The sequence below is a fragment of the Arthrobacter sp. TJ-263 genome, from assembly GCF_058269155.1.
Genome location: NZ_JBZCNE010000001.1, coordinates 1,722,347 through 1,745,040 on the forward strand (window position 1 = coordinate 1,722,347; position 22,694 = coordinate 1,745,040).

At 71.1% G+C, this 22,694-nt stretch carries 20 protein-coding genes; 8 read left to right on the forward strand and 12 right to left on the reverse strand.

Annotated elements, in window-relative coordinates; all coding sequences use genetic code 11:
* The first annotated feature begins 46 nt into the window (after positions 1 to 46).
* Together trmB and AC4D2F_RS08175 are read left to right on the forward strand one after the other, a co-directional pair.
* Entirely contained in the window at positions 47 to 925 is an 879-nt protein-coding gene (gene trmB / locus AC4D2F_RS08170) for a tRNA (guanosine(46)-N7)-methyltransferase TrmB (RefSeq protein ID WP_490910122.1), read from the forward strand.
* 27 nt (positions 926 to 952) lie between these two features.
* Positions 953 to 1,987 carry a DUF695 domain-containing protein gene (locus AC4D2F_RS08175; RefSeq protein WP_490910123.1) on the forward strand — a complete coding sequence of 345 codons (1,035 nt, stop codon included), beginning with the start codon at positions 953 to 955 and terminating at the stop codon, positions 1,985 to 1,987.
* 34 nt (positions 1,988 to 2,021) lie between these two features.
* On the opposite strand, the gene AC4D2F_RS08180 is transcribed toward AC4D2F_RS08175, so the two are convergent.
* Positions 2,022 to 2,615, reverse strand: coding sequence for a TetR/AcrR family transcriptional regulator (locus AC4D2F_RS08180; RefSeq protein WP_490910124.1), 594 nt, complete (start codon positions 2,613 to 2,615; stop codon positions 2,022 to 2,024).
* A gap of 26 nt (positions 2,616 to 2,641) precedes the next feature.
* Between AC4D2F_RS08180 and AC4D2F_RS08185 the strand changes: the two genes are divergently transcribed.
* Positions 2,642 to 3,826, forward strand: coding sequence for an MFS transporter (locus AC4D2F_RS08185; protein ID WP_490910125.1), 1,185 nt, complete (start codon positions 2,642 to 2,644; stop codon positions 3,824 to 3,826).
* Positions 3,827 to 3,854: 28 nt separating this feature from the next.
* On the opposite strand, the gene AC4D2F_RS08190 is transcribed toward AC4D2F_RS08185, so the two are convergent.
* Entirely contained in the window at positions 3,855 to 4,538 is a 684-nt protein-coding gene (locus tag AC4D2F_RS08190; protein ID WP_490910126.1) for an SDR family NAD(P)-dependent oxidoreductase, read from the reverse strand.
* A gap of 98 nt (positions 4,539 to 4,636) precedes the next feature.
* Here AC4D2F_RS08190 and AC4D2F_RS08195 point away from each other — a divergent pair, with 98 nt between their 5' ends.
* Complete coding sequence (locus tag AC4D2F_RS08195; RefSeq protein WP_490910127.1) at positions 4,637 to 5,215, forward strand: DUF5655 domain-containing protein; 579 nt, start codon at positions 4,637 to 4,639, stop codon at positions 5,213 to 5,215.
* Here AC4D2F_RS08195 and AC4D2F_RS08200 read toward each other — a convergent pair.
* The 6 genes from AC4D2F_RS08200 to AC4D2F_RS08225 form a co-directional block, all read right to left on the reverse strand.
* Positions 5,172 to 5,873 carry a PspA/IM30 family protein gene (locus tag AC4D2F_RS08200; RefSeq protein ID WP_490910128.1) on the reverse strand — a complete coding sequence of 234 codons (702 nt, stop codon included), beginning with the start codon at positions 5,871 to 5,873 and terminating at the stop codon, positions 5,172 to 5,174. The two genes, AC4D2F_RS08195 and AC4D2F_RS08200, sit on opposite strands and share 44 nt — an antisense overlap.
* A gap of 47 nt (positions 5,874 to 5,920) precedes the next feature.
* Positions 5,921 to 6,487, reverse strand: coding sequence for a hypothetical protein (locus tag AC4D2F_RS08205; protein WP_490910129.1), 567 nt, complete (start codon positions 6,485 to 6,487; stop codon positions 5,921 to 5,923).
* 82 nt (positions 6,488 to 6,569) lie between these two features.
* Positions 6,570 to 8,465 carry a glycoside hydrolase family 13 protein gene (locus AC4D2F_RS08210; RefSeq protein WP_490910130.1) on the reverse strand — a complete coding sequence of 632 codons (1,896 nt, stop codon included), beginning with the start codon at positions 8,463 to 8,465 and terminating at the stop codon, positions 6,570 to 6,572.
* A 3-nt stretch (positions 8,466 to 8,468) separates the two neighbouring features.
* On the reverse strand, positions 8,469 to 9,410 hold the full coding sequence (locus tag AC4D2F_RS08215) for a sugar ABC transporter permease (protein WP_104167982.1): 942 nt from the start codon (positions 9,408 to 9,410) through the stop codon (positions 8,469 to 8,471).
* Positions 9,410 to 11,005 (reverse strand): ABC transporter permease subunit, encoded by a 1,596-nt coding sequence (locus AC4D2F_RS08220; RefSeq protein WP_490910131.1) that lies wholly within the window; start codon positions 11,003 to 11,005, stop codon positions 9,410 to 9,412. Before AC4D2F_RS08220 ends, AC4D2F_RS08215 begins: the two co-directional genes overlap by 1 nt.
* 153 nt (positions 11,006 to 11,158) lie before the next feature.
* The gene (locus AC4D2F_RS08225) at positions 11,159 to 12,457 is read right to left on the reverse strand and encodes a sugar ABC transporter substrate-binding protein (RefSeq protein WP_490910132.1); all 1,299 of its coding nucleotides are present in this window, start codon (positions 12,455 to 12,457) and stop codon (positions 11,159 to 11,161) included.
* 255 nt (positions 12,458 to 12,712) lie between these two features.
* Between AC4D2F_RS08225 and AC4D2F_RS08230 the strand changes: the two genes are divergently transcribed.
* The 3 genes from AC4D2F_RS08230 to AC4D2F_RS08240 all read left to right on the forward strand — a co-directional run bounded on the left by AC4D2F_RS08230 (position 12,713) and on the right by AC4D2F_RS08240 (position 15,916).
* A complete protein-coding gene (locus tag AC4D2F_RS08230) occupies positions 12,713 to 14,455 on the forward strand; it encodes a glycoside hydrolase family 13 protein (RefSeq protein WP_490910133.1) in 1,743 nt (580 codons plus the stop codon).
* Between the two features lie 85 nt (positions 14,456 to 14,540).
* Positions 14,541 to 15,554 (forward strand): LacI family DNA-binding transcriptional regulator, encoded by a 1,014-nt coding sequence (locus tag AC4D2F_RS08235; protein ID WP_104167978.1) that lies wholly within the window; start codon positions 14,541 to 14,543, stop codon positions 15,552 to 15,554.
* 113 nt (positions 15,555 to 15,667) lie between these two features.
* Complete coding sequence (locus AC4D2F_RS08240; RefSeq protein WP_104167977.1) at positions 15,668 to 15,916, forward strand: SCO4226 family nickel-binding protein; 249 nt, start codon at positions 15,668 to 15,670, stop codon at positions 15,914 to 15,916.
* Positions 15,917 to 16,081: 165 nt separating this feature from the next.
* Here the strand turns inward: AC4D2F_RS08240 and pulA are convergent, their stop codons facing one another.
* Entirely contained in the window at positions 16,082 to 19,162 is a 3,081-nt protein-coding gene (gene pulA / locus AC4D2F_RS08245) for a pullulanase-type alpha-1,6-glucosidase (RefSeq protein WP_490910134.1), read from the reverse strand.
* A gap of 151 nt (positions 19,163 to 19,313) precedes the next feature.
* Here pulA and AC4D2F_RS08250 point away from each other — a divergent pair, with 151 nt between their 5' ends.
* Positions 19,314 to 20,372 (forward strand): LacI family DNA-binding transcriptional regulator, encoded by a 1,059-nt coding sequence (locus tag AC4D2F_RS08250; protein WP_490910135.1) that lies wholly within the window; start codon positions 19,314 to 19,316, stop codon positions 20,370 to 20,372.
* On the opposite strand, the gene AC4D2F_RS08255 is transcribed toward AC4D2F_RS08250, so the two are convergent.
* The 3 genes from AC4D2F_RS08255 to AC4D2F_RS08265 form a co-directional block, all read right to left on the reverse strand.
* Complete coding sequence (locus tag AC4D2F_RS08255) at positions 20,369 to 20,809, reverse strand: heat shock protein transcriptional repressor HspR (RefSeq protein ID WP_104167974.1); 441 nt, start codon at positions 20,807 to 20,809, stop codon at positions 20,369 to 20,371. The two genes, AC4D2F_RS08250 and AC4D2F_RS08255, sit on opposite strands and share 4 nt — an antisense overlap.
* A gap of 64 nt (positions 20,810 to 20,873) precedes the next feature.
* Positions 20,874 to 21,869, reverse strand: coding sequence for a DnaJ C-terminal domain-containing protein (locus AC4D2F_RS08260; protein WP_490910136.1), 996 nt, complete (start codon positions 21,867 to 21,869; stop codon positions 20,874 to 20,876).
* Between the two features lie 161 nt (positions 21,870 to 22,030).
* Positions 22,031 to 22,693 (reverse strand): nucleotide exchange factor GrpE, encoded by a 663-nt coding sequence (locus tag AC4D2F_RS08265; protein WP_104167972.1) that lies wholly within the window; start codon positions 22,691 to 22,693, stop codon positions 22,031 to 22,033.
* Between the last annotated feature and the right edge of the window lies 1 nt (position 22,694).

Below are 22,694 nucleotides of genomic sequence, written 5' to 3' on the forward strand. Positions count from 1 at the left end.
CCTGCCCGGGCGCCGCGACGACCCGCGGCCGGTAGCCTTGGGAGTGATGGATCCTCAAGTACAGACCCCCGACCAGCCGCACCGCACCCAGCCCGTGTCCTTCGTCCGGCGGGGCTCGCGCCTCCAGGGCAGGCGGCGCGAGGCCTGGGACGAACTCGCCGAGGCCTTCCTCCTGGACGTCCCGCGCGTCCACAACGCCGACACCTCGGTGGCGCCCGGCTTCGTGCTCGACGTCGAGGCCGCCTTCGGCCGGTCGGCGCCGCTCGTCGTCGAGGTCGGGTCCGGACTGGGCGAAGCCATCGCGCACGCCGCAGAACTCGACCCGGACCGCGACTACCTGGCTCTCGAGGTGTACCGCCCCGGGCTCGCCCAGACCATGCTGCGCATCAGCCAGAAGGACCTGACGAACGTGCGGACCGCTCAGGTCAATGCGGCGGAGGCCTTCGAGGGGATGATCCCCGCATCGTCCGTCGCCGAGCTCTGGACCTTCTTCCCCGACCCCTGGCACAAGGCCCGCCACCACAAGCGCCGGCTCGTGAAGGAGGACTACGTCGAGCTCGCCGCCCGCGTCATCGCCCCCGGGGGGCTGTTCCGCCTCGCCACCGACTGGTCGAGCTACGCCGTGCAGATGCGCGCCGCCCTCGACGCGCATCCGCAGTTCGAGAACCTCCACGACGGCGAACGCAGCGGCGCGGACAGTCCGCTCACCCGGGTCTGGCAGAGCGGGGTGGAATCGGTGGTCGGCGGTGCGCCCGTGCGTGAGGGCCGTGATCCGGTGAGCACCGGGAACACGGGCGTCAACGAGGGGACGGACTCGCTCGGCGGCTGGGCCCCCCGTTTCGGGGGCCGCACCCTCACCAGTTTCGAGAACAAGGCGATCGAGGCCGGGCGCATGGTGTTCGACCTCACCTACCGCCGCCGCTGAGCGCCCGCGAGCACCGGGGACGCAGGAGTGAGAGGGATTTTCAGCCGCCGCAGGGGTTCCGCCCGCAGGGCCGGGACGGACCCGATCGAAGCCTTCTGGCGCTGGTGGGCGGACGACGGCGAAGAGCTCCTGACCGATGCCACGCGGGCCGGGGACTTCGATGCCTACGTGGACGTCATGACCCGGCGTGTGCAGGCGATCGCGCGTGGCCTCGAATGGGAGACCCGCACCGGCACCGACGCCGAGCACACGCTGTGCGTCTCCAGCGGTGGCGACGCGTCGCTGCGTCCGGTGGCCGAACGCTGGTACCGGGCGTCCCCGCCGCCCGGCCCCCGGTGGGACTTCGTCCCCGCCCGCAGCGCCAAACCGGACATGCTGGAATCCACCATCACCTACCGCGGCCGGACCTTCGACCTCCGCCGGACCCGCGTGCATGCCGCGGTGACCCGCGCGGGTGACGGCTTCATCGTCTCCGTGTACAACCCCGGCTTCACCGGACAATGGGACGACGAATACGGATTGTGCGTCCTGCTGCTCGAATGGCTGCTCGGTGAGGACGCCGTCGAACGCTGGATCCGCCGCGTGGACTGCATCGCCCGTGACGTGGTGGACAGCATCCCTGCAGCGGACCTGCCGGCCCGGGTCGCGGACCTCGCCCGCACCCTCCCCGCACCCGACTGGCTCCTCCTGCAGGGGACCCTCGGAGCGGGCCATCCGATCCTCGTGCGGGTCCTGCGCCCGCTGCGGTGGATCGACCATCCCCGCTTCGACCTCCACACGGCACTGCGGGTCCCGTTCGACGCCGACGAGCAGGGCCTCCCCCGCCCCGCGGCGTTCGATGCCTTGAACGGCCTCGAGGACTCGCTCGTGACGGCGCTCGGGTTCCGGGGGATGCTGGTGGCCGCCGAGACGTCCAGGGGCGTCCGGACCCTCCACTTCTACTCCGACTCGGAGGACCAGAACGGCAGGGACGTCCTCGACGCCGCGGCCCGCGAACGGCGCGACGTCACCGCGCGGCACACCCTCGATCCCGGCTGGAAGAAGGTGCGGGACTTCGCCTGACCGCGCGCCGAGCGGCACCGACCCGTGCCGGCGCTCAGCGCCCCGGGGACGTCGGTCCGGTGACGGCGCGCAGGGTGGTGCCGGCGATGTGCCGGCCCTCGGCGGTGGCGGTGTCCACGTCTGTTCCGCGCAGGATCATCCCGAGGACGCCGGTGTAGATCAGGACGAGCCGACCCGCCAGCAACGGCGCCTGCTGCGCGCCCACGAGGGGGACCGCCAGGTCCTCCAGCCGGCCCAGGAGCAGCCGGGTGTCGGCGGCGAGCGCGTCCTCGAGGTCCCGCCCGGGGTGCGGGGTCTCCGCGGCGACGCCGAGGAACACGCACCACCGCGAGGGCGTGAGGGCATGCCGGTGCCGGGAGAGTGCGGTGAAGACGGCGAGCAGCTTCTCCTCGGGGGTGGGCGCCTCGTCGACGCATTCCTGCCAGGTGGTGTCCCACCGGGTCAGCCGACGGCGCAGGGCCTGCGTGATCAGGCCTTCCTTGTTGCCGAAATGCGCGTAGAGCGTGGCCGGCGAGACCCGGGCGCGCTGGAGGATCGCGTCGACGGGGGTGACGCTCACCCCCTGCGTCGCTGTGAGGTCCTCCGCCGCGTCGAGCAGCCGGTCCCGTGCCGTTGGTTGAAGTGCCATGGGACAAGGGTATAACGTTCGTTTCAATGAAACGATCGTTACAGTCATCTGCCCGGCCCCACGCCCTGCTGTTCGCGACGTCCGGCGTCGCGCTCATCGCCGTCACCTACGGCCTGGCCCGCCTCGGCTACGGACTGTTCCTGCCGGCGTTCTCCGCGGCGTTCCCCCTGACGCCCGCGGTGAGCGGACTGCTGGCGTCCGGCGCCTCGATCCTCTACTGCGTGTCCGCCGGCATCGGCTTCCGCCACGCCTCCCTCCGTCCCCGCGCGGTGGCCGTGCTCGCCGGGCTCTCCGCGGCCCTCGGCAGCCTGGGTATCGCCGCCGCCCCCAGCACCCCGGTGTTCGCGGGAGGAGTCCTGCTCGCCGGGATGGGAGCGGGGTTCGCCTCCCCCGCCATGGTGGAGCTGGTCGGCCGCAACGCCGACTCCCCGGCCCAGGGGCGGCTCCAGTCGGTGGTCAATTCGGGGACGGGGTTCGGCGTGGTCCTCGCGGGGGCCCTGTCCCTCGTGCTCGGCGAGGCATGGCGCCTGGCCTGGGTGCTGGTGGCGGTCCTCGCCGTGGCGTCCATGGTCGCTGTCCTGCGGCTGGACAGGGGGACCGGCACGCCCGGCCTCCCTGCCGGGCAGCGGGCCGCGCCCTCGCTCGTCGCGCGGTCGGGTGTGCACGGACTGGCCAGGCCGCTCGGCGGCGCCCTCGTCTTCGGGAGCGGGTCCGCCGCCGTGTGGGTCTACGGCAGGGCGACGCTCGAGCAGGCGGGCGGTATGGGCGTCGGCCTGTCCGCCGGCGCCTGGATAGCCCTGGGGCTGGGTGGCGCCGGAGCCGCCGCGGTGTCCCGCTGGCTCGCGGGGCATTCCATCCCCGTGACGTGGTCGCTGTCGACCATCGTCACGGCAGCGGCGACCACGCTCGTGGGGACAGCGCCCGGTTCCCTCCTCCTGGCCTATACCGCCGTCTTCTGCTTCGGCCTCGCCTACACGGCAGCGACGTCCGTGCTCATCCTGTGGGCCGCCGCCACGGCGGCCGACAGCGCGGCCGGGACGTCACTCCTGTTCATCGCCCTCGTGCTCGGGCAGGCGGTCGGGGCATCGCTCACGGGGCTCCTGCTCCAGGCGGGCAGCGCCGCTGTCGCCTTCCCGGCGGCGGCTCTCGCGTGCGCGGCCAGTGCCGTCGCCGCCGTCCCGATGCCGGCCCGCGTCGCACGGGTGCGGTAGGACGGGGCCGCTCCCCGGGCTGACGGCCTCAGAACGCGGACGAGGCCAGGTCCCGTTCACCGTCGCGGATGGCGCTGACGATGCGTCCGGCGACGGCCACCGGATCCTTGCCCTGCGGCAGCCTGGGGGCCTCCCCTGCGATGGGCCGCGTGGCCAACCCGGTCTCCGTGTGCGGCGGACGCGCGTCGAGGACCCGGACGCCCTGCCGGCGCAGCTCCAGCGTCAGTGCCTTCCCGTATGCGCTCAGCCCCGCCTTCGTGGCCGAGTACGCGGCCATACCCGCCGTCGGGCTCTCGGCGACGACGGCACTGATCTGCGCGATGAACGAGTCCTTCCAAAGCGAGGGGGCGACCGCACGGACGAGCCGCATGTAGCCGAGCAGGTTCACGAGCACGAGCTCGTCGAGGGTGTCGTCGTCGACCTCGGTGGCGGGCCCGAAGGCCACCACGCCGGACGCGAACACGAGTCCGTCCAGTTCCCGGCCGTACACCGCGGCGGCGATGTCCGCCGGGCCCGTGGGCCTGCCCAGATCAGCGGCGACGCGACCGACGACGGCCTCCCCGAGTTCCTCCGCGAGCCCCCCCAGTTTGTCCTCGGACCGCCCGGAGAGCGTGAGCCGGGCCCCCTGTGCGGCGAGCTGGCGGGACAGCTCGGCCCCGAGGACGCCGGTGGCGCCGACGACGAGGACATGGGCACCGCTCAGCTCGGTCATGCGCCGAGTGTAGCAACGCCCGTCGGCGCCTTTCCGGCACGCGGACCGGGCGTGCGGACCCGAGGATGGTGCGCCACCGCTGCCGCTACAGTGTGGGCATGGCCGAGATGCAGAGCTGGCAGTCGATGGTGGACGCGAACGCGGCACGCCTCCTCCGTACCACCGGGCGGACGCCGTCGGACTGGGCGGGCGACGCCCGCGCCGCAGGCATCACGACGCGCGAGGACCTGGCCCGCTGGCTCAGGGAGCAGGGGGTCACCGGGTACAGCCTGATGAGCGTCGACTGGGAGGTCTTCGGGCTCCCCGAGATGTTCCTGCGGTCCGCCGACGAGCTCTACGACGCCCAGTACGCGGACCGGCCGGCCCTCAAGCCCGTCGCCGACCGGATCCTGCTGTGGGCCGCGGCGACACCCGGGACGATCATCCAGATGCGGAAGACCTACGTCTCGCTGCAGTCGTCACGGCGGAAGTTCGCGCAGCTCGCCCCGACCACCCGTACCGCCGTCGATCTGTCCTTCCGGCTGGCGGTGCCGGACCTGCCCGGACTCGAACCGGTCCGCGGCGACGACCCGTTCGCCTGGCGCATCCGGCTCCGGAACGAGGACGACATCGACGACGCCCTCCTGCGGGCGCTCAGCGCTGCACTGGAGGATAGCCTCGGTCGTTCCTCCGCTTGAGGTCCTCGAGCTCCTGCTGCGTCGCCGCCTCCGCCTCGAGTTCCTCGAAGGCCTGCTGCAGGCGCGGGGAGGACGGGTCGGTCCAGGAGAGCTCCTCGCGCGCCCGCGCCTGGGCCTCGAAGCGCCGCACCTCGAGCTCGGCGTTGCGGCGCGCGGCGTCGATCGCCGCCCCCTCCCGCGAGGAGGAGGCGAGGGCGTCGTGCACGCCGATGGCGGCCTGCGCTGCGGCACGCCGGGCCAGCATGGCGTCGTACTCCATGGCGTTCTGCTGCACGCGCTGTTCGAGCCGACGGACGTCCTGCTGCAGACGGCGGGACTGCTCCTCCGCCTCGCGGAGCTGCCGGGTGAGCGTGTCGAGGCGTCGGCGTGCCGTCATCGACTCCCGGATCGCGGCCCGGGCGGCGTCGTCGTCCCCGCGCTGGACGGCGGCCGCGGCGGCCGCTTCGACCCGGTTGAGGTAGGCGGCGGCGTCATTGGCGGCGAGACCCACGCGGTGGTGGTGTGCGGCGACGTCGGCCGCCCCGCGGCGCGCCTGATCCAGCAGCGAGTGCTGGGACACCTGGGCGTTCTGCGCCTGGACCCGAGGGTCCTGCTTCGCTTCGGCCACCGCGTTCCGGTTGGCCTGCACGATGCGCGTGATGCGGCGTTTGATCGACATTGCTCGGACCCCCGGCTGGTTGTGGTGTGGCTACCTGATCAAACCTCTCACCACGTCTGCCGGTTCCCGTACGTGTCCCGCCAGGCCCCCATGGCCGAGATCTCGGTGCGCAGGCGCGTGGTGGCACGCTCGAGCTGGAGCGTGTCGATGGAGCGTGAGGTCTGCAGGAGGCTCCGGCGCAGGTCGGCGGAGAGTTCGTCGAGGGCCTGCGCCTGGGCGGAGAGGTCCCTGGTCCATTCCTGCTTCAGCGCCCGGTTCGGTTCCCGGTCCGCGGCCCGCAGCAGGTTCTCCAGGGAAGCGGCCGCCTGGTCGATCTCCGCGGCGGCCCGCGGCAGGTCGCCGACCGGACGGCCCTGGGCCTTCGCCTCCGACAGGGCGAGGTGCGTGGCACGCGAGGACCGCGCGAGGTTGCCGATCAGCCGTGCGGGTTCCCGGGTCAGCGCGTCCGGGGAGTAGGCGCGGGCGGCCAGCATGCCGCGATCCCTGGTCCGCTCGATGATGCGGGAGCTCCTGACCTTCCGCACCACCACCCAGCCGGCGACGCCGGTACCGGCGCCGAGGGCGAGGAGCACCCCGAGACCGATGGCGAAGGCTTCGATGAGCTCCTCAAGCATGATGGTGTCCCGAGATGTGGTTCATCCATCCAGTCTGCCCGCCTCCCCTGACAAATTCCACCCGTCGAAGGGCCTGCCGTCCCTAGCGTCCGGGGGTAGGGACGCCCGGGAGGCGCCACACCTGGACTCCCGGTCCGCGGCCGGAGACCACGAGCGCGTCCGCCGTCTCCTCAACCGATACCCCGTGCGGGCCGGGACCGACGGGCCGGGCCGGGGCCCACGGGCCGGGCAGCAGGTCGAGCGGCACCCGGACGCCGTCGTGCTCCGCCCGTGCCGCCGCGACCACGAGGCATTCCACCTCGTGTTCACGCACGAACACGACGGCGTCGGGCGTCGCGGCCAGCCAGCGCACCGCGCCGTCCCGCAGCGCCGGAGAGGCGCGCCGGAGCGCCGCCAGGTCCGCGATCAGGGCGCGCGCGTCGGCGGGCCGGCGATCGGGACCGTCCCACGGCATGGGTGTCCGGGCGTCCTCGCCGTTGGTGCCCCGCAGACCGAACTCGTCGCCGGCGAAGAGCGTGGGCAGACCCGGCAGCAGGAAGGCGAGGGCCAGCCCGACGGCGGGGCCGCCGTCGATCATCACCGTGGCGGCGCGTGCGGTGTCGTGGGTGTTCAGCGCCGTCATGTTCTGCGAGCGGACCCGCCAGGAGAATCCGGAGGACAGCGCGGTGTGCGTGGCGACGAGGTCGCCGCCGTTGATCCGGGGAACGCCGCGCGCGGGCGTGCCGAAGAAGTTGATGCCCGCCGTCGCCCGGCCCCCGCGGGCCAGCCACTGCCAGAGCGGCCGCGTGAAGTTCGAGTAGGTCATGCCGCCGTCCCAGGTCCGCCCGGAGAGGTCGTCGGTGGCGTCACCCGTGGATTCGGCGAGGAGCATCAGTCCGGGCCGGACGGCGTCCATGGTGCCGCGGATGAGCGCGGCCACCTCCCGGTTGAGGTCCACGGGCCCGTGCCGCCCGGTCATGTTGGCGACGTCGATGCGCCAGCCGTCGAGGTTGAAGGGCGGGAGCAGCCACCGGGCCACCACCGACTCCGGGCCCTCGACGAACCGCCGACGCAGTTCCGGCGAGGACCAGTCGAGTTTGGGCAGGCTGGGGACGCCGAACCAGCTGGCGTACTCCGTGCCGTCCTCGCTGAAGTAGTAGAAGCCGGCCTCCTCGCAGGTCGGATCGGCCGAGGCCTTCCGGAACCAGTCGTGGGCGTCGCCGGTGTGATTGACGGTGAGGTCCCCGAGGACGGCGAGGCCGCGGGCGTGGGCGGCCTCGACGAGCCGGACGAGGGCGGCGTTCCCGCCGAGGAGCGGGTCCACCTCGTCGAACGTCGAGGCGTCGTACCGGTGGTTGGACCGCGCGGGGAAGAAGGGCGTCAGGTACAGGACCGTCGCGCCCAGCGCCTGGAGGTGGTCGAGGCGCTCGGTGATGCCGTCGAGGTCTCCCCCGTACACCTGCCGGGGTGTCAGCGCACCGCGCGGCTGCACCGGCTCGTCCCAGGGGCAGCCGACGGCCCAGTCCGGGAGGACGTCCAGGGGCGCCGCGGCGGAGGACCTCGCGAACCGGTCGGGGAAGACCTGGTAGATGACGGCGGCGCGGGCCCACGGCGCAGGCGCGGGGCGGCAGTCGATCCGGAAGTCGTCGCGGTCGGGAGTGTCCCGGCCGGACACCCCGGTGGCGTTGAGCCACCGGAGCAGGGGCCCGTGGGCCCCCGGCAGTTCGAACAGGAACCGGTAGCGGAGCGTGGGATTGACGGCGGTGACGCGCGCCTCCCAGCACGCCCAGCCGCCGTCGTCCCCGTCAGCGGGAAGGAGCCGCGCCTCGTCGTAGTGCCCTTCGCCGTCGCGGAGGGACCGGACGAACACCCGCGAGGGTGTGCCCCACCGGGCGGGGACCCGCACGCGCACCGCCAGGCTGTCGCCCACACCCGGCGACTGCTCGGGCACGTACAGGGGCGAGCCGTCGTGGTGGGGTGCGAGGAACGGGTCCTGCACGGCTCAGCCCTTGACGGAGCCGGAGACGAGGCCGGTGGTGATGTACTTCTGCAGGAAGAGGAACAGGGCCATGACCGGCACGGCCGCGAGCACCGCGCCCGCCGCGAAGACGCCCCAGTTCTCCGACCGCTGCTGCGCCACGTAGGAGTACAGGCCGACGGCGAGGGTCTGCGACTCGGGATCGGTCAGCACCACGCTGGCGATCACGAATTCGCTGCTCAGTCCGATGAACGCGAGGAGCCCCACCACCGCGAGGATGGGCGTGACGAGCGGCAGGATGATCGTGAAGAACACCTGCACGTGACTGGCGCCGTCGATGCGCGCGGCCTCGTCCAGGGACTTCGGGACGGTGTTGAAGAACCCGTACATGAGGTACGTGTTCACGCCCAGGGCGCCACCCAGGTAGACCATGATCAGGCCGAGCTGGCTGCCGAGGCCCAGCCACGGGACGACGTCGGTGATGGCGTTCAGGAGCAGGAAGATCGCGACGACGGCGAGCAGCTGCGGGAACATCTGCAGGATCAGCAGCGAGAGCAGGCTCACGCGGCGGCCCTTGAAGCGCATGCGGCTGAACGCGTAGGCGGCGAGGGCGCCGAGGAACACGGTGGCCGCCGAGGTCACCACGCCGATGATCATGGTGTTCATGAACCACCGCCCGAAGGGCCTGCTCGGGTTGCTGAACAGCGCCTCGAAGTTGCCGGTGTCGAACCTGCTGAACAGGACGTTGGAGCCGGCCATGGTGCCGTTGGAGTTCAGCGCGGCGGAGAGCACGTAGAGCAGCGGGAACACGGCGAAGAGCGTGGTCACGACGCCGACGACGTGGCGCCAGCCCTTGTGCCTGAACCACTGGCCGAACGTGCGCCTGCGCTGCTCCGGCACACGGCCGGACCCGCCCGCCCGCGTCTCGGCGGGGGCGGCTGCCTGGGGATCGGTGAACGTGGTCATCAGTTGATGTCCTCCAGGGCCTTGGTCTGCCGGAAGCTGAGGGCGGAGATCACGGCGACGATGAGAAAGATGATGATGGACAGTGCGCTGGCCAGGCCGTAGTCGCGGCCCACCCCGGTGCCGAACGCGATCTCGTAGACCATGGTGATCAGGATGTCGGTGTGGCCGATGTTCGCCGTCGTGCCCGAGAAGCGGGGGCCGCCGTCGGTCAGCATGTAGATGACGTTGAAGTTGTTGAAGTTGAAGGCGAAGCTCGCGATCAGCAGCGGCGCGACCGACACCAGCAGGAGGGGCAGCTTGATGGCGGTGAAGGTGCGCCACGCGGTCGCGCCGTCCATGCGGGCGGCTTCGTTGACCTCCTCGGGCAGGGACTGCAGGGCCCCCGTGCACACCAGGAACATGTACGGGAAGCCGAGCCAGAGATTCACGACCAGGACGCTGATCTTCGCGAGCAGCGGGTCCGTCAGCCACGGGATGTCCGCGCCGCCGAAGAAGGTGTTGTTGACGAAGCCGAACTCGGGGTTCAGCAGGCCCGACCACACGAGGCCGGCGAGGAAGGCCGGGAAGGCGTAGGGCAGGATCATCAGGATGCGGTAGATCCGCTTGCCGCGGAGGTCCGGCAGGTTGAAGGCGTTCGCGAGGAACAGGCCGAGCGCGAACGTGGACAGGACGGACACGATCGCGAAGGTGAAGGTCCACAGGACCACCTGCAGCAGCGGGCCGCGGATGTTCGGGTCGGTGAACGCCTTCACGAAGTTGTCGAAGCCCACGTTGATCTTCCAGCCGGTGCTCAGCTGCTCGCCGTCCGCGGACCGGAAGGAGCCCTCGCCGGTGTCGGAGTAGGTGGTCCCGGTCTCGAGGTCGGTGAAGGTGCTCGAGGTCTCGTCGTAGCTCAGCGCCGGGCGGTAGACGTAGGCGTTCGAGCCGTCGCTGGTCTTGAGGCTGCCGTCCTCCGGGTCGTCGGAGAACGGGACGGTGATCGCGAGGATGTCCGCCTGGTTCGCGAGGACCTCCCCGAACTGCAGCGTGCGGTAGCCCTCGAGTTCCACGCCCTTGCCGGTGCCGTCGGTGACGGCGTCGTCGGCCTCCTCGAGCGGCACGCCGGTGGTGCCCACCGACACCCCGCCGTCGGGGTCGGTGGCGAGGAGGTGGAATACGCCGTCGGCCTCGAGGACCGAGACGCGGTAGGCGGGGGAATCCGGGACCCGCTGCTGCGCGGAGAGCTGGATGGCGTTCACGGCGTCGGCCTTGGTGCTGTTGTGGCCGTCACCGTAGTTGGTGAAGGCCACGTAGCCGCTGTAGATCATGACGAACACCTGGAAGACCACCAGGAAGAAGATCCCGGGGGCGAGGTACTTCGCCGGCAGGCCGCCCCTGCGCAGGTAGATCCAGTTGATGAGGACCGTCACGGCTGCCCCGACGAGGAGGATCATCCACTTCTCCTGCAGGAAGAGCGTGATGAGGACGTAGACGGCGAAGGCGTCCACGAGGCCGAGCAGCACGATCTTCGCGAGCAGGCCGAGGGTCGAATCGGAGCGGACGGCTGGCTTCGTCGGACGCGTGGCGGCCGGGCCGGGAGGGGCCGTTGTGAGCATGGCGGGAGCTTTCGGTGATCGGCGCGGAAGGCCGCTGCTGTGGTGCCGCCACCTCGAAGGGGTGGCGATGAGAAAGGTGGCGCCCGTCGCCGGGGCGACGGGCGCCGGGGTACTGCGTTACTGCGCTACTGCGCTACTGCGCTACTGCGGGTCCTACTGTTCGGCGATCTTCGCCTCGATGTTGCTCACCATGGTGGTCCAGGCCGCGGCGGGATCAGCGCTGCCCTTGATCAGCGCGAGCTCGGTTCCTCCCCAGTCGGCCCAGACGGCCTGCATCTCGGGCAGTGCGGGCATCGGGACGCCGTTGGCGCCGATCTCACCGAACGCGGCGACGATGGGATCGGACGCCGCCTTGTCGAAGCTGGCCTTAAGGGCGGGCGGGCGGCCTCCGACGTCGTACATCGCGTCCTGGGCGGCTTCGGTGCTCAGGTAGTTGACGGCGAACTCGTTCGCCGCGAGCGCATTGGCGCTCTTCGACGAGATGAAGAAGCCGTTGACGCCGATGAAGGGCTGGGCGTCCTGGTCGCCGACCGTGGGGAGCGTGTCGACGGCGAGGTTCAGGCCTGCGGCCTGCGCGTCGGGGACGTTCCAGGGGCCGGTGAGGAAGTAGGGCGACTCCCCGGCGTTGAACTTCTCCTTGGCGATGTCACCCGTGATGTTCGAGTTGATGATCTTGGATCCGGTGTCGCCCCACTCCACGAGCTTCTTGGCGAATTCGACGCCGTTCGGCTCGCCGAGCAGCAGCTCGTCGGGGTTGTAGCTGCCGTCCTCGTTCTGCCCGAACACCGGCACGCCCATCGAGGTCTGCAGCGGGTACAGGTGGTAGGGGTCGCCCTGCTTGGGGTCCATGCCCACCAGGAACGGGTAGGTCGCCTTCCCGTCGGCGACGGCGGCCTCGCCGTTGGCGATGACCTCGTCGAACGTAGCGGCGGCCTCGGGGACGAGGTCCGTGTTGCGCAGCAGCGCGATGTTCTCCAGCGCGTAGGGCACGCCGTAGACGTTGCCGTCGTAGGTCATGGCCTGCACGGCGGACTCCTGGAACTCGGACGCCTTGTCGCCGAGCTCCACGGGGGCGACGACGCCGTTCTGCACGAACGTGCCCAGCCAGTCGTGGGGGCCCACGATCAGGTCGGGTCCCTTGCCGGTGGGCACCTGGGTGATGAAGTCGTCGCGGACGGCGGCGAAGTCCTTGACCGCGAGCTTGACCTCGATGCCGGTGTCCTCCTTGAAGGACTTGGTGATCTCCTCGAGGGCGGGGGCGCGCTCGGCGTCGACCCACATGGTGAGGGTGGTGGCGCCCCCCTCGGCGAGGTTCGGGGCGGCGGAGCTGGAGCCGGCCGAGGAGGACTCGGCGGCCCCTCCGCCGCAGGCCGTGAGGGCCAGGACGGCCACCGACATGACGCCGGTGATCAGAGCGTGCCGACGGGTCGGCTGGGGGGATCGCACCTTCATTGGTGTTCCTTTCATGAACGGCTTCTGTCGATCTCCCGATGAAGCACGGGGCTTCGCGGGCCGGGAGATGGAGGTGTCGCAGCCGCTCCTACTCGGAGGCGACGGTGACCCGAGTCACAACTGTAAACGCTTGCATCGGATTTCTTCAAAGAAGGTCCTCCGACGCGCCGAAACCGAAGGAAAGTTGCAGATGCAAGAGCATTCTCGTTGAAAGCGCTTCCATATTCCGGCCCCCCGCGGTCTAGGATGATTCGCATGTCTGAGATCGCCCCGCTCCTGCACGGTGAGGACCTGTCCTCCCCCGATGCCTTCCACGCACCCCTCCATGCCCCGTCCGAGGGCGACCAGTGGTGGCGCTCGTCCGTCATCTACCAGGTGTACCCGCGGTCCTTCCGCGACTCGAACGGCGACGGCATGGGCGACCTCCCGGGCATCACGGCCGAACTCGAGCACCTCGCCGAGCTCAGCATCGACGCCCTCTGGCTCTCGCCGTTCTTCACCTCCCCCCAGCGCGACGGCGGCTACGACGTCGCGGACTACTGCGACGTCGACCCCCTGTTCGGCACGCTCGCCGACTTCGACGCCCTCGTGGCCCGCGCCGACCGCCTGGGCATCCGCGTGATCGTCGACCTCGTCCCCAACCACTGCTCCAGCGAGCACGTGCTCTTCCAGGCCGCCCTCGCGGCTCCCGCGGGCTCCGCGGAACGGGCGATGTTCATCTTCCGTGACGGCCGCGGTACGGACGGCAGCGAGCCGCCCAACAACTGGCAGTCGCACTTCGGCGGGCCGGCCTGGACCCGCGTCATCGACGCCGACGGCACGCCGGGCCAGTGGTACCTCCACCTGTTCGACTCCTCGCAGCCCGACTTCAACTGGGACAACCCGGCGGTGCGGACCGAGTTCGAGCGGGTCCTGCGCTTCTGGCTCGACCGCGGCGTCGGCGGCTTCCGCGTCGACGTGGCCCACGCCCTCATCAAGGCCGAGGGGCTGCCGGACTGGGGCGGACGCGCCGACGGCGGATCCTCCGAGGGCTTCCCCGGCTGGGAGGCGCCCATGTTCGGCCAGGAGGAGATCCACGACATCTACCGGCAGTGGCGGGCCATCCTCGCCGAGTACGACGGCGAGCGCATCCTGTGCGCGGAAGCCTCGATCGACCCCCTGCCGCGGCTCACGAACTGGGTCCGCCCCGACCAGATGCACCAGGCGTTCAACTTCGCCTACCTCCACCACCCGTGGAACGCCCACGGACTCCGGCACGTCATCTCCTCCTCCCTCACCGCGTTCGACGCCGTGGACGCACCCACCACCTGGGTGCTCAGCAACCATGATGTCGTGCGGCACGCCAGCCGCTTCGGGCTGACGGACGGCCCGCCGCGGGGCGGCGACGGCATCGGCCGCTCGGACGCGCAGCCCGACACCCCGACCGGTCTCGCCCGCGCCCGCGCCGCGTCGCTCGCCATGTTCGCGCTGCCCGGTGGGATCTACCTCTACCAGGGCGAGGAGCTCGGCCTGCCCGACCACACGGCAATGCCCGACGACGCCCGGCAGGACCCGACCTTCGTCCGCACGGCCGGCGAGAGGATCGGCCGCGACGGATGCCGCGTCCCCCTCCCCTGGCAGGCCGAGGCGCCGGCGTTCGGGTTCGGTGACGCCGAGGCGCCCGTGGCCCCGTGGCTGCCGCAGCCCGAGGGCTGGGCGGAGTACGCGCGCGACGCGCAGTCCGCAGACCCCGAGTCCACCCTCTCCCTGTACCGGACGGCCCTGCAGCTCCGCCGGGATCTGCGCCTCGGCGCCGGCTCCCTCAGCTGGTCCCGTGAGTTCGAGGCGTCCGACGTCGTCGCCTTCCGGAACGGCGAGGTGATGGTGGTGCTCAACATGGGCGAGTTCGCCGCTCCCCTGCCGGAAGGCACCGTCATCGCCGCCAGCACGCCGGGCTCGGTCACGGAGGGCATGCTCGCCCCGAACGCCTGCGTCTGGCTGATGGCCGCCGCCGGGTAGGAGATCCGCACAGGATCCGCAATGATCGGACGGGGACACCCTGGCGGGGTGTCCCCGTCACTGCTGCCCACGCGGAAAGGGGACCATGGCCGGCATCAAGGACGTCGCCCAGCTGGCCGGCGTGTCCACCGCCACCGTCTCCCGGGCCCTCAGCGGCAACGGCCGGGTCTCCGAGCGTGCGCGCGCCCGCGTGCTGCAGGCGGCGAGGGAGCTCGACTTCGTCGTCAGCTCGACCGCCTCGTCCCTGGCCTCCGGGCGGCACCGCAACATCGGCGTCGTCGTGCCGTCCGTCGCCCGCTGGTACTACTCCCAGATCGTGGACAGCCTCGCGGCGTCCCTCCTCACCGCCGGCTACGATCTCACGCTCTACAACCTGAACGAGGACGCCGCCATCCGCGACCGGGTCCTCTCCGAGTTCCTGCTGCGCCAGCGCTGCGACGGCGTCATCCCGGTCTCCCTCGAACTGAGCCGCGAGGAACTGGGACAGCTCCTGGCCGTCGGGAAGCCCGTCGTCGGGATCGGCGGCCCGCTCCCCGGCGCGGAGACCTACAGCGTCAACGACCGCGAGATCGCGGAACTCGCCACCGAGCACCTCATCAACCTCGGGCACCGGCGGATCGCCCACATTGGCGGGTCCGACGCCTTCGAGAACGATTTCCGGATCGCCGGCACGCGCCGCCACGGCTACGAATCGGCGATGGCCGCGGCAGGCCTCGAGATCCTCGACTCCTGGCGTGTGGATGCCGACTTCACCATCCAGGGCGCGCACAGCCAGGCGAAGCAGCTCCTCGGCTACCCGCGGGACACCCCGACCGCCGTCTTCTGTGCCTCCGACGAGATGGCCATCGGCGCCATCCTGGCCGCCCGCGAGCTGGGCCTACGCGTCCCCGAGGACGTCTCGGTCATCGGCATCGACGGGCACGAGCTCGGTGAGGCGCTCGGCCTGACCACCGTCGCCCAGTTCCCGCAGCAGCAGGGCAAGCGCGCCGTCGAGCGCCTCCTGCAGATCCTGCAGGACCCGGACGCGTACCGTCCCACCAACCACTCCGCCCGGACCGCGCTGATCATCCGGTCGAGCACCGCCGCCCCGTCGGCCTGACCCGGACCCGGCCCGACACCAGGGCGGGCCTCTTGACGACCCTCCGCCAGGCATCTATCCTGCAGACCTCACACCCCTGCAGCCAATATCAACCACGATCGAGGAGGGTTGTCATGCCTTCATTCATGGATGTCCACCACAACATGAAGGGCCTGACGAAGGAGGATCTGGAGGCGGCTCACGCGGCAGATCTCGCCATCCAGGGCGAGGAGGACGTCGTCTTCAGGAGCGCCTGGGCCGACCCTGAGGCGGGCGTCGTCTATTGCCTGTCCGACGCCCCGTCCGCGGACGCCGTGAAGCGCATTCACGAACGCACAGGTCATCCCGCGGACGAGGTGCATCCCGTCCCCCTGGCGGTGTAGCGCAGACCTCCGCGTCACGCACCCGGCTCGAGACGGTACTCGTCGTGCGAGCCACCGTGGTCTCCGGGTTCAGCCAGGTCCGATCATCGCGGCGACGCGCGCCGATTCTTCCCGGGACGCACGGGGCCCGGCACCCCGGAAGGGATGCCGGGCCCCGGGGGCGGACTACCGCGCCTCGAACACCGCAACCGTGCGGGCAGGGACGGTGAACGTCCCGTCCGCGGTGGCCGCCGCCTGGCGGACGATGTCGTCGCTCCCGTCCGCCTGGACGGCGTGCAGCGCGAAGCCCGTGCCGGCGGCGGCGGGGACGCGCTGGGTGGTGGGCTCGTCGGAGGCGTTGAAGACCACGACGATGCCCTTCCGCCCGGGATCGACATCGGGACCGACGGTGTCGTCCAGGTGCATCACGATCACGCCGGGCGTCTGGTCCGGGCCGCTGCCCGGGAAGGACAGCTTCTGCTGGACGAGCGCGGCCGTGCCGAGGCTGAACAGCGGGCTGCCCTGCCGGATCCGCAGCAGCTCCTGCGCCTGCCCGCTCGCGGCATCGATGTCAGCCGGTGACGGCTTGAGCGCCGGGTCGGCCAGCAGCGGCCGCATGAACGCGTACTTGCCCTCGTTGTCAGCCCGCGGCGGCAGCCCCCGGCCGAAGCCGTTGTCCGTGCCCGTGTGGTCGAGGATGTTGAACCAGTCGCCGGAGTCGTAGCTGTTGCGGTCCAGCGACTTGCTGCGCAGCGCCTCGCCCCCCGCGTGCCAGAAGGAGACCCCCTGGCCGAGGGCCGTGGTGGACAGCGCCAGCGTCTGCATCCTGATGCGGTCGGCCATCGGGGTGTCGGCCGGCAGCTTGAACGCGAGCGCGTCGAAGAGCGTCTCGTTGTCGTGCGCCTCCACGTAGGTGATGCTCTCCTGCGGGTCCGCGGCGTACCCGGTCGGCGACCCGTTGTAGTCGACGTCGGCGCCCGTGACCTGCCGGCCGGTGCGGTCGGTGAACGTGTAGTCCCTCAGGTTGCCGGTGAGCCCCACCCGGATCTGGTCCTGCGACAGCAGCAGCTCGGCGCGCTGTTCGGCCGTGGTGCCGTTGCCGGCGACGCCGTTCGGGTCGGTCAGCAGCCCGGAGGCGAAGCCCTGGATCCGGGGGTCGTCGTCGAAGGGTCCGCCGCCGCGCACGGCATCGCGGAGCCGGTCGTTGAACGTGCCGATGCCTGTGCCGGCCATGGTGGCCTGCGTGGCCTGGACGAACCGGGCGTTGTCCGCGACCTCACCGAAGTTCCAGCCCTCGCCGTAGAGGTAGATGGACGTGCCGTCCACGCCGTCGCGCTCGAGGGTCAGCGTGTCGAGGGCCGCACGGACGTCGAGGATGTTCTGCTTCGAGTGGTGCCCCATGAGGTCGAACCGGAAGCCGTCGAGCTTGTAGGTGCGCGCGAGCGTCACGATCGAGTCGACCATCAGCTTGCCCATCATGGTGTGTTCGGTCGCCGTGTTCGGGCAGCAGGTCGAGGTCTCGACGGCACCCGACTCGGGGTCGAGGCGGTGGTAGTAGCCGGGCACGATCCGGTCGAGGTTGTTCTCCGACGACTGGCCGGCACCCGCGGTGTGGTTGTAGACGATGTCCTGGATGACCCGCAGCCCGGACCCGTTGAGCGAGGCGACCATGCCGCGGAACTCGCGGATGCGCGTGGCGTCCTCGGGGTTCGTGGAGTAGGAGCCCTCCGGCGTCGTGTAGTGCAGCGGGTCGTAGCCCCAGTTGAAGCCGTCCCGGGCGGCGACGTCGGTGACGCACTGCTGCTGTCCGGTGCTGTCCGGGGCGAACGCCTCGAGGTCGCAGGCGGGTTCGGACTGCCGCGCCCGGTCCTCCTCGATGGTGCCGATGTCGTTCACCGGCAGGAGGTGGATGGCGTTGAGCCCGTTGTCGGCCAGCTCCGAGAGCCGCTGCATGCCGGCGCTGTCCGGCCGGCTGAATGCGGCGTACGTGCCGCGTTCGGCCTCGGGCACGGTGGCGTCGGAGATGGAGAAGTCCCGCACGTGGAGTTCGTAGACGGACAGCTCCTCGGGGCGCTCGAGGACAGGTTTCGGCAGGGTGGCCCACGACGACGGCATGAGCGCCGGATCCGTGAGGTCCACGATCAGTGAACGCTCCGAGTTCGTGGACAGGCCGACGCTGTAGGGGTCGGTCACGAGGTTGCGTTCCACGGCGCCGGTCTCGGGGACGAAGACCTCGACGTCGTAGAGGTAGTACGCACCGTTCCAGTCCTTCTCGCCGTCGACGCTCCAGACGCCGTCCTTGCCCGCGCGCAGGGGGCGCGTGGCGATCGGCTCGCCGCCCGAGCCGTCGCGGAAGACCTGCACGGAGACGCTGCGCGCCGTCGGGGCCCACAGGTCGAGGTGCGGCTTCCTGCCCTTCCAGCTGAGGCCGAGCTGCCGGCGTTCGGCTCCTGCGTAGAGGTCGTCGAGCACTCCGGGCACCTGGACGCCGGTGGTGGCCAGGACCTTCCCGTCCGGCCCGACGGCGGCGAGGAGCAGCTGACCCCTGAGGAGTTCCCCGGCCTTCCGGGCGTCCTTCTTCCCGAGCGTCACGGTCATGAGGTCGGCCAGGTGCGGGTACCGGGCGGCGAGATCCGCAGGCAGGTCATCGCTGCCGCGCTGGAGGTCGAGGTAGGTGCCACCCGTGACACGATCGTCCTCGGCGACGAGTCCGCCCTCCGGGGCGGAGTACAGCCGGAAGCGGGCGTCCTCCGGCAGCTCCGCACCCCAGGCGAGGGTGTCCGCGGTGAGCCAGTGCGCCGCCGTCGACCCCGTGGGCGCCGGGGGCGCGTCGCTCGAGACGACGTGCGTGCGGTGGTCGTAGGTGAAGGTCACGGGGCCGCCCGGAGCCTGCAGCGCGAGATTCGCGCCACCGGCAGCGCCGTCGGCGCCGTAGTTCTCGCCCCAGGACTCATTCAGCGCCACCTTGTACTCGTAGGATCCGGCGGGGACGTCGAAGGTCGCCGACCAGGTGTCCGGCGAGCCGTCCACGGGTACGAGTCTGGTGGCTGCGCACTCCGGCTGCCAGTCGTCGGGACAGCCGAGTTCCGCTTGCAGGGAGCCCACGAGCGCGACCGTACCCGGCGGCGTCGTGTGGTCGGCCAGGGCGGGCGCAGGCATGAGGGTCGCGAGGAGCGGCGCGGTCAGGACGACGGCGGCGAGCCGGGACCGGCGCCGAAGGGGCGGCCTTCCGCCGGTCCGGCCCGTATCCGTGGTGTTCAGGGTCATAGTGGTCCTTCCCCGGCCATGCGTCGCTGCAGGCCGGACTGAGGAGGAGTGGATACTCCTACCCTAGGGACGCCGGGGGCTGAGCAGAAGGTCTTCGCAAAACTTTCACGCAATCTTTCGGGGGGCCCGCGGCCTGCGCTAGATTAGGGCCATGACCCCCGGGAAGCGTCGCGAGCGGCCACGCCTGGACGACGTCGCCCGCACTGCCGGCGTCAGCGTCCCCACCGTGTCGCGCGTCCTGAACGGCAAGGGCGGTGCTTCCCAGGAGACCCGGGAGGCCGTCCTCGCGGCGATGGACAGCCTGGGCTACGAGCGGCCCTCCCGCACGGCCGGGCGCTCCAAGGGGCAGATCGGCGTCGTGGTCCCGGACCTCGTGAACCCCATCTTCCCGGCCTTCGCCGGCGCCATCGCGGCCCTGCTGGCACCCAACGACTACATCCCCGCCCTGTGCACCCTGCCGGGCGGGGGCATCACCGAGGACGAGTACGTCGCCCTCATGCTGGACCAGGGCGTCAGCGGGATCATCTTCGTCTGCGCCGCCCACTCCGACGGCCGGGCGAGCATGGAGCGCTACCGGCGCCTGCGCGGCCGGGTGCCGTTCGTGCTCGTCAACGGGGCCAGGCCCGAGATCGACGCGCCATCCGTCTCCAACGACGACGCCACCGCCATCCGCACGGCCGTCCGGCACCTCGTGGCGCAGGGCCACCAGCGCGTGGGCTTCGCGACGGGCCCCGACCGTTTCATCCCGAGCCGTCGCAAGCTGGAGGGTTTCCGCTCCGGGCTCGTCCAGTTCCTCGGCGAGGACGACGCCGAGCCGCACGTCGCGACGAGCATGTTCACCATCGAGGGCGGGCAGAGCGCAGCGAACGAGCTCATCGATGCGGGACACACGGCGATCGTCTGCGCCTCCGACGTGATGGCCCTCGGCGCCGTCCGTGCCGCCCGGACCCGCGGCCTGCGGGTGCCGGAGGACATCTCGGTGGTAGGTTTCGACGATTCCCCGCTCATGGCCTTCACCGATCCGCCGCTGACGACCCTGCGGCAGAACGTGGCGGCGATGGCGGAGGCCGCCGTCCACGCGCTGGTCACCGAACTGGACGGGGACCGGGCCTCGCGGAACGAGATCCTGTTCCAGGCGGACCTGGTGGTCCGCGGCTCCACCGGGGCGGGGCCCGCGGTGCGGACCGGCCCCGGGTCCTCCGGGGGCTAGTTGAACGCCTGGGTGGAGGTGCGCGCCGACTCGGGGCGCCACACCATGAGGGCCTGGCTGCGGGGGCGGGGACGCTGCCCGCGGACGAGGGTGACGACGTCCCCCGCGAGACCGGCGGCGAAGACCCGGCTCGATTCGGCGTGGACGTGGCGGGCTGCCAGTTCGGAGGTCAGTTCCGCGACGCGCGCCTGGAGCGCCGCGACCTGGTTCTCGAGGTCGAGGATCCGCCGAATACCCTCCAGCGACACCCCTTCGTGCGAGAGGCGCTGGATCTCGCGCAGCGTACTGACGTCCTTCTGGGAGTAGCGCCGCGCACGGCCCGGCGCCCGGCTCGGCGTCACGAGGCCCAGGCGGTCGTACTGGCGGAGCGTCTGGGGGTGCATGTCGGCGAGCTCGGCGGCCACCGAGATGACATAGATGGGCAAGGTGTGGTCCATGGCGGGTCTCCTTCCGTTGCCGATGCTCCCGGATGCTGCTCGGAGGTACTGCGCGAACGTCCTGCTACAGGCGCGCCTTCGCGGCCAGGCCCGCCCGTGGATCCGCGTCCTTCGTGGCGGCGCGGAACGTCTCCACCGCCGCTTCCGCCTCCTTCGAGAGGTTCTGCGGAACGACGACGTCGACGACCACCAGCAGGTCACCGGTCGTCTTCGAGGTCTTCACCCCACGGCCCTTGAGCCGGAGGGTCCTGCCCGACGGCGTGCCGGCGGGTACCCGCATAGTGACCATCTCGCCGCTGAGCGTCGGCACCTGGATCTCGGCGCCCAGCGCCGCCTCCGGGAAGCTGACGGGCACGTGCAGGCGAATGTTGTCGCCGTCGCGCTTGAAGAGCGGATGCTCCTTCACGCTGACGCTGACCATGAGGTCACCGGGACCGGCCTGGCCCGGCTGGCCCTTGCCCTTGACCCGGACCTTCTGGCCGTCGCGGATCCCGGCCGGGATCCGGACGTCGATCTGCTCCCCGGAGGGTTCGCGCAGGCCGATCGTCGTGCCGTTGATGGCACCGGCGAAGGAGATGGACGTACTTGCCGTGCGGTCCGCGCCCTTCTGCGGGCGGGTGGACTGGAACCCGCCGGGGAAGCCGCCGCCGCCCATGCCCCCGCCACCGAACAGGTCGGCGAACTCGGGCGGCAGGTTGCCGTTCGAGAAACCGGTGCGCTGGCGGGTGCCTGCGCCCTGGCCGAAGAGGTTGCCGAAGACGTCCTCGAAGCCGGCGTTGGCCCCGGCGCCGCCGCCTGTTCCGCCTGCGGAGAAGCGCGCGCCGCCGCCCATCGCGCGGATGGCGTCGTACTGCTGGCGCTGCTCGGCGTCGGACAGGACGGAGTAGGCCTCCGACACATCCTTGAAGGTGCGCTCCGACGCCGCAGCCCCCTGGTTCTGGTCCGGGTGGTGCTTGCGCGCGAGCTTCCGGTACGCCTTCTTGATGTCGTCGCCGGACGCGTCCTTGGAGACACCCAGGATCTTGTAGAAATCCTTGTCGACCCAATCCTGACTAGCCACTGGGCGTCTCCTTCCGTAGTTCTTCCGATTCGAAAAGTGGGTAAGCGTGCTACGCCGGGACAGTTCCCGAGGAAGGCGGCTTCAATATTCCAAGGGCCGCCAAGGCCCGCAGGAATTTCGTTGCCGCCGTTCGGGAACTGTCCCGGCGCCCGTGCCGCTGATTACTCCGGCACTGCCACGATCACCTGGGCGGCCCGGAGGACGCGCTCCCCCTTGCGGTAGCCCGCGCGGAGGATCTGGCTGACGCTGTCGGCCTGGACGTCCGCACTCGGCTGCTGGATGAGCGCCTCGTGGACGTTCGGGTCGAACGCGACGCCGATCTCGTCGATCCGGGTCAGTTCGTACGTCTTCAGGACGTTCTCGAGCTTGCCCGCGATGGCCGCGAACGGTCCCTCCGCGAGATCGCCGTGCTGACGGGCGGCGTCGATGTCGTCGAGGACGGGCATCAGCGAGTTGAGGACGCCGATGACCGCCTGGTCGCGGGCGACGTCCCGGTCACGCTCGACGCGGCGCCGGTAGTTGACGTACTCCGCCTGCAGACGGAGCAGGTCGTTGCGGAGCTCCGCGACGACGTCCACCGCCGGGTTGCTCTCGCCCTCGGCACCGGCCTCGTTCAGAATGGCCTCGGCCTGGGCCAGGGCGTCCCCGTCGGAAGCGTCGGCTGCGGGCGTGGCCTGCGCTCCGGCCGCGGATTCCTCCGCGGCCGGCTCGCCGGCGTCCTGCTGCTGCCCACGGACTTCGCCTGTCTCGGGGTCGATCCTCCGGCTGTCGGATGAGTTCACCGGTTCCGACTGGTGCTCTTCTTCGTTTCCGTGGTGCGGCATG

What these genes read in the sequence shown, in the direction of transcription:
- trmB (WP_490910122.1), top strand. Translation starts at nt 47, where the DNA reads ATGGATCCTCAAGTACAGACCCCCGACCAGCCGCACCGCACCCAGCCC.
- AC4D2F_RS08180 (WP_490910124.1), bottom strand. Translation starts at nt 2,615, where the DNA reads ATGGCACTTCAACCAACGGCACGGGACCGGCTGCTCGACGCGGCGGAG.
- AC4D2F_RS08185 (WP_490910125.1), top strand. Translation starts at nt 2,642, where the DNA reads ATGAAACGATCGTTACAGTCATCTGCCCGGCCCCACGCCCTGCTGTTC.
- AC4D2F_RS08190 (WP_490910126.1), bottom strand. Translation starts at nt 4,538, where the DNA reads ATGACCGAGCTGAGCGGTGCCCATGTCCTCGTCGTCGGCGCCACCGGC.
- AC4D2F_RS08195 (WP_490910127.1), top strand. Translation starts at nt 4,637, where the DNA reads ATGGCCGAGATGCAGAGCTGGCAGTCGATGGTGGACGCGAACGCGGCA.
- AC4D2F_RS08200 (WP_490910128.1), bottom strand. Translation starts at nt 5,873, where the DNA reads ATGTCGATCAAACGCCGCATCACGCGCATCGTGCAGGCCAACCGGAAC.
- AC4D2F_RS08205 (WP_490910129.1), bottom strand. Translation starts at nt 6,487, where the DNA reads ATGCTTGAGGAGCTCATCGAAGCCTTCGCCATCGGTCTCGGGGTGCTC.
- AC4D2F_RS08215 (WP_104167982.1), bottom strand. Translation starts at nt 9,410, where the DNA reads ATGACCACGTTCACCGATCCCCAGGCAGCCGCCCCCGCCGAGACGCGG.
- AC4D2F_RS08220 (WP_490910131.1), bottom strand. Translation starts at nt 11,005, where the DNA reads ATGCTCACAACGGCCCCTCCCGGCCCGGCCGCCACGCGTCCGACGAAG.
- AC4D2F_RS08225 (WP_490910132.1), bottom strand. Translation starts at nt 12,457, where the DNA reads ATGAAGGTGCGATCCCCCCAGCCGACCCGTCGGCACGCTCTGATCACC.
- AC4D2F_RS08230 (WP_490910133.1), top strand. Translation starts at nt 12,713, where the DNA reads ATGTCTGAGATCGCCCCGCTCCTGCACGGTGAGGACCTGTCCTCCCCC.
- AC4D2F_RS08235 (WP_104167978.1), top strand. Translation starts at nt 14,541, where the DNA reads ATGGCCGGCATCAAGGACGTCGCCCAGCTGGCCGGCGTGTCCACCGCC.
- AC4D2F_RS08240 (WP_104167977.1), top strand. Translation starts at nt 15,668, where the DNA reads ATGCCTTCATTCATGGATGTCCACCACAACATGAAGGGCCTGACGAAG.
- pulA (WP_490910134.1), bottom strand. Translation starts at nt 19,162, where the DNA reads ATGACCCTGAACACCACGGATACGGGCCGGACCGGCGGAAGGCCGCCC.
- AC4D2F_RS08250 (WP_490910135.1), top strand. Translation starts at nt 19,314, where the DNA reads ATGACCCCCGGGAAGCGTCGCGAGCGGCCACGCCTGGACGACGTCGCC.
- AC4D2F_RS08255 (WP_104167974.1), bottom strand. Translation starts at nt 20,809, where the DNA reads ATGGACCACACCTTGCCCATCTATGTCATCTCGGTGGCCGCCGAGCTC.
- AC4D2F_RS08265 (WP_104167972.1), bottom strand. Translation starts at nt 22,693, where the DNA reads ATGCCGCACCACGGAAACGAAGAAGAGCACCAGTCGGAACCGGTGAAC.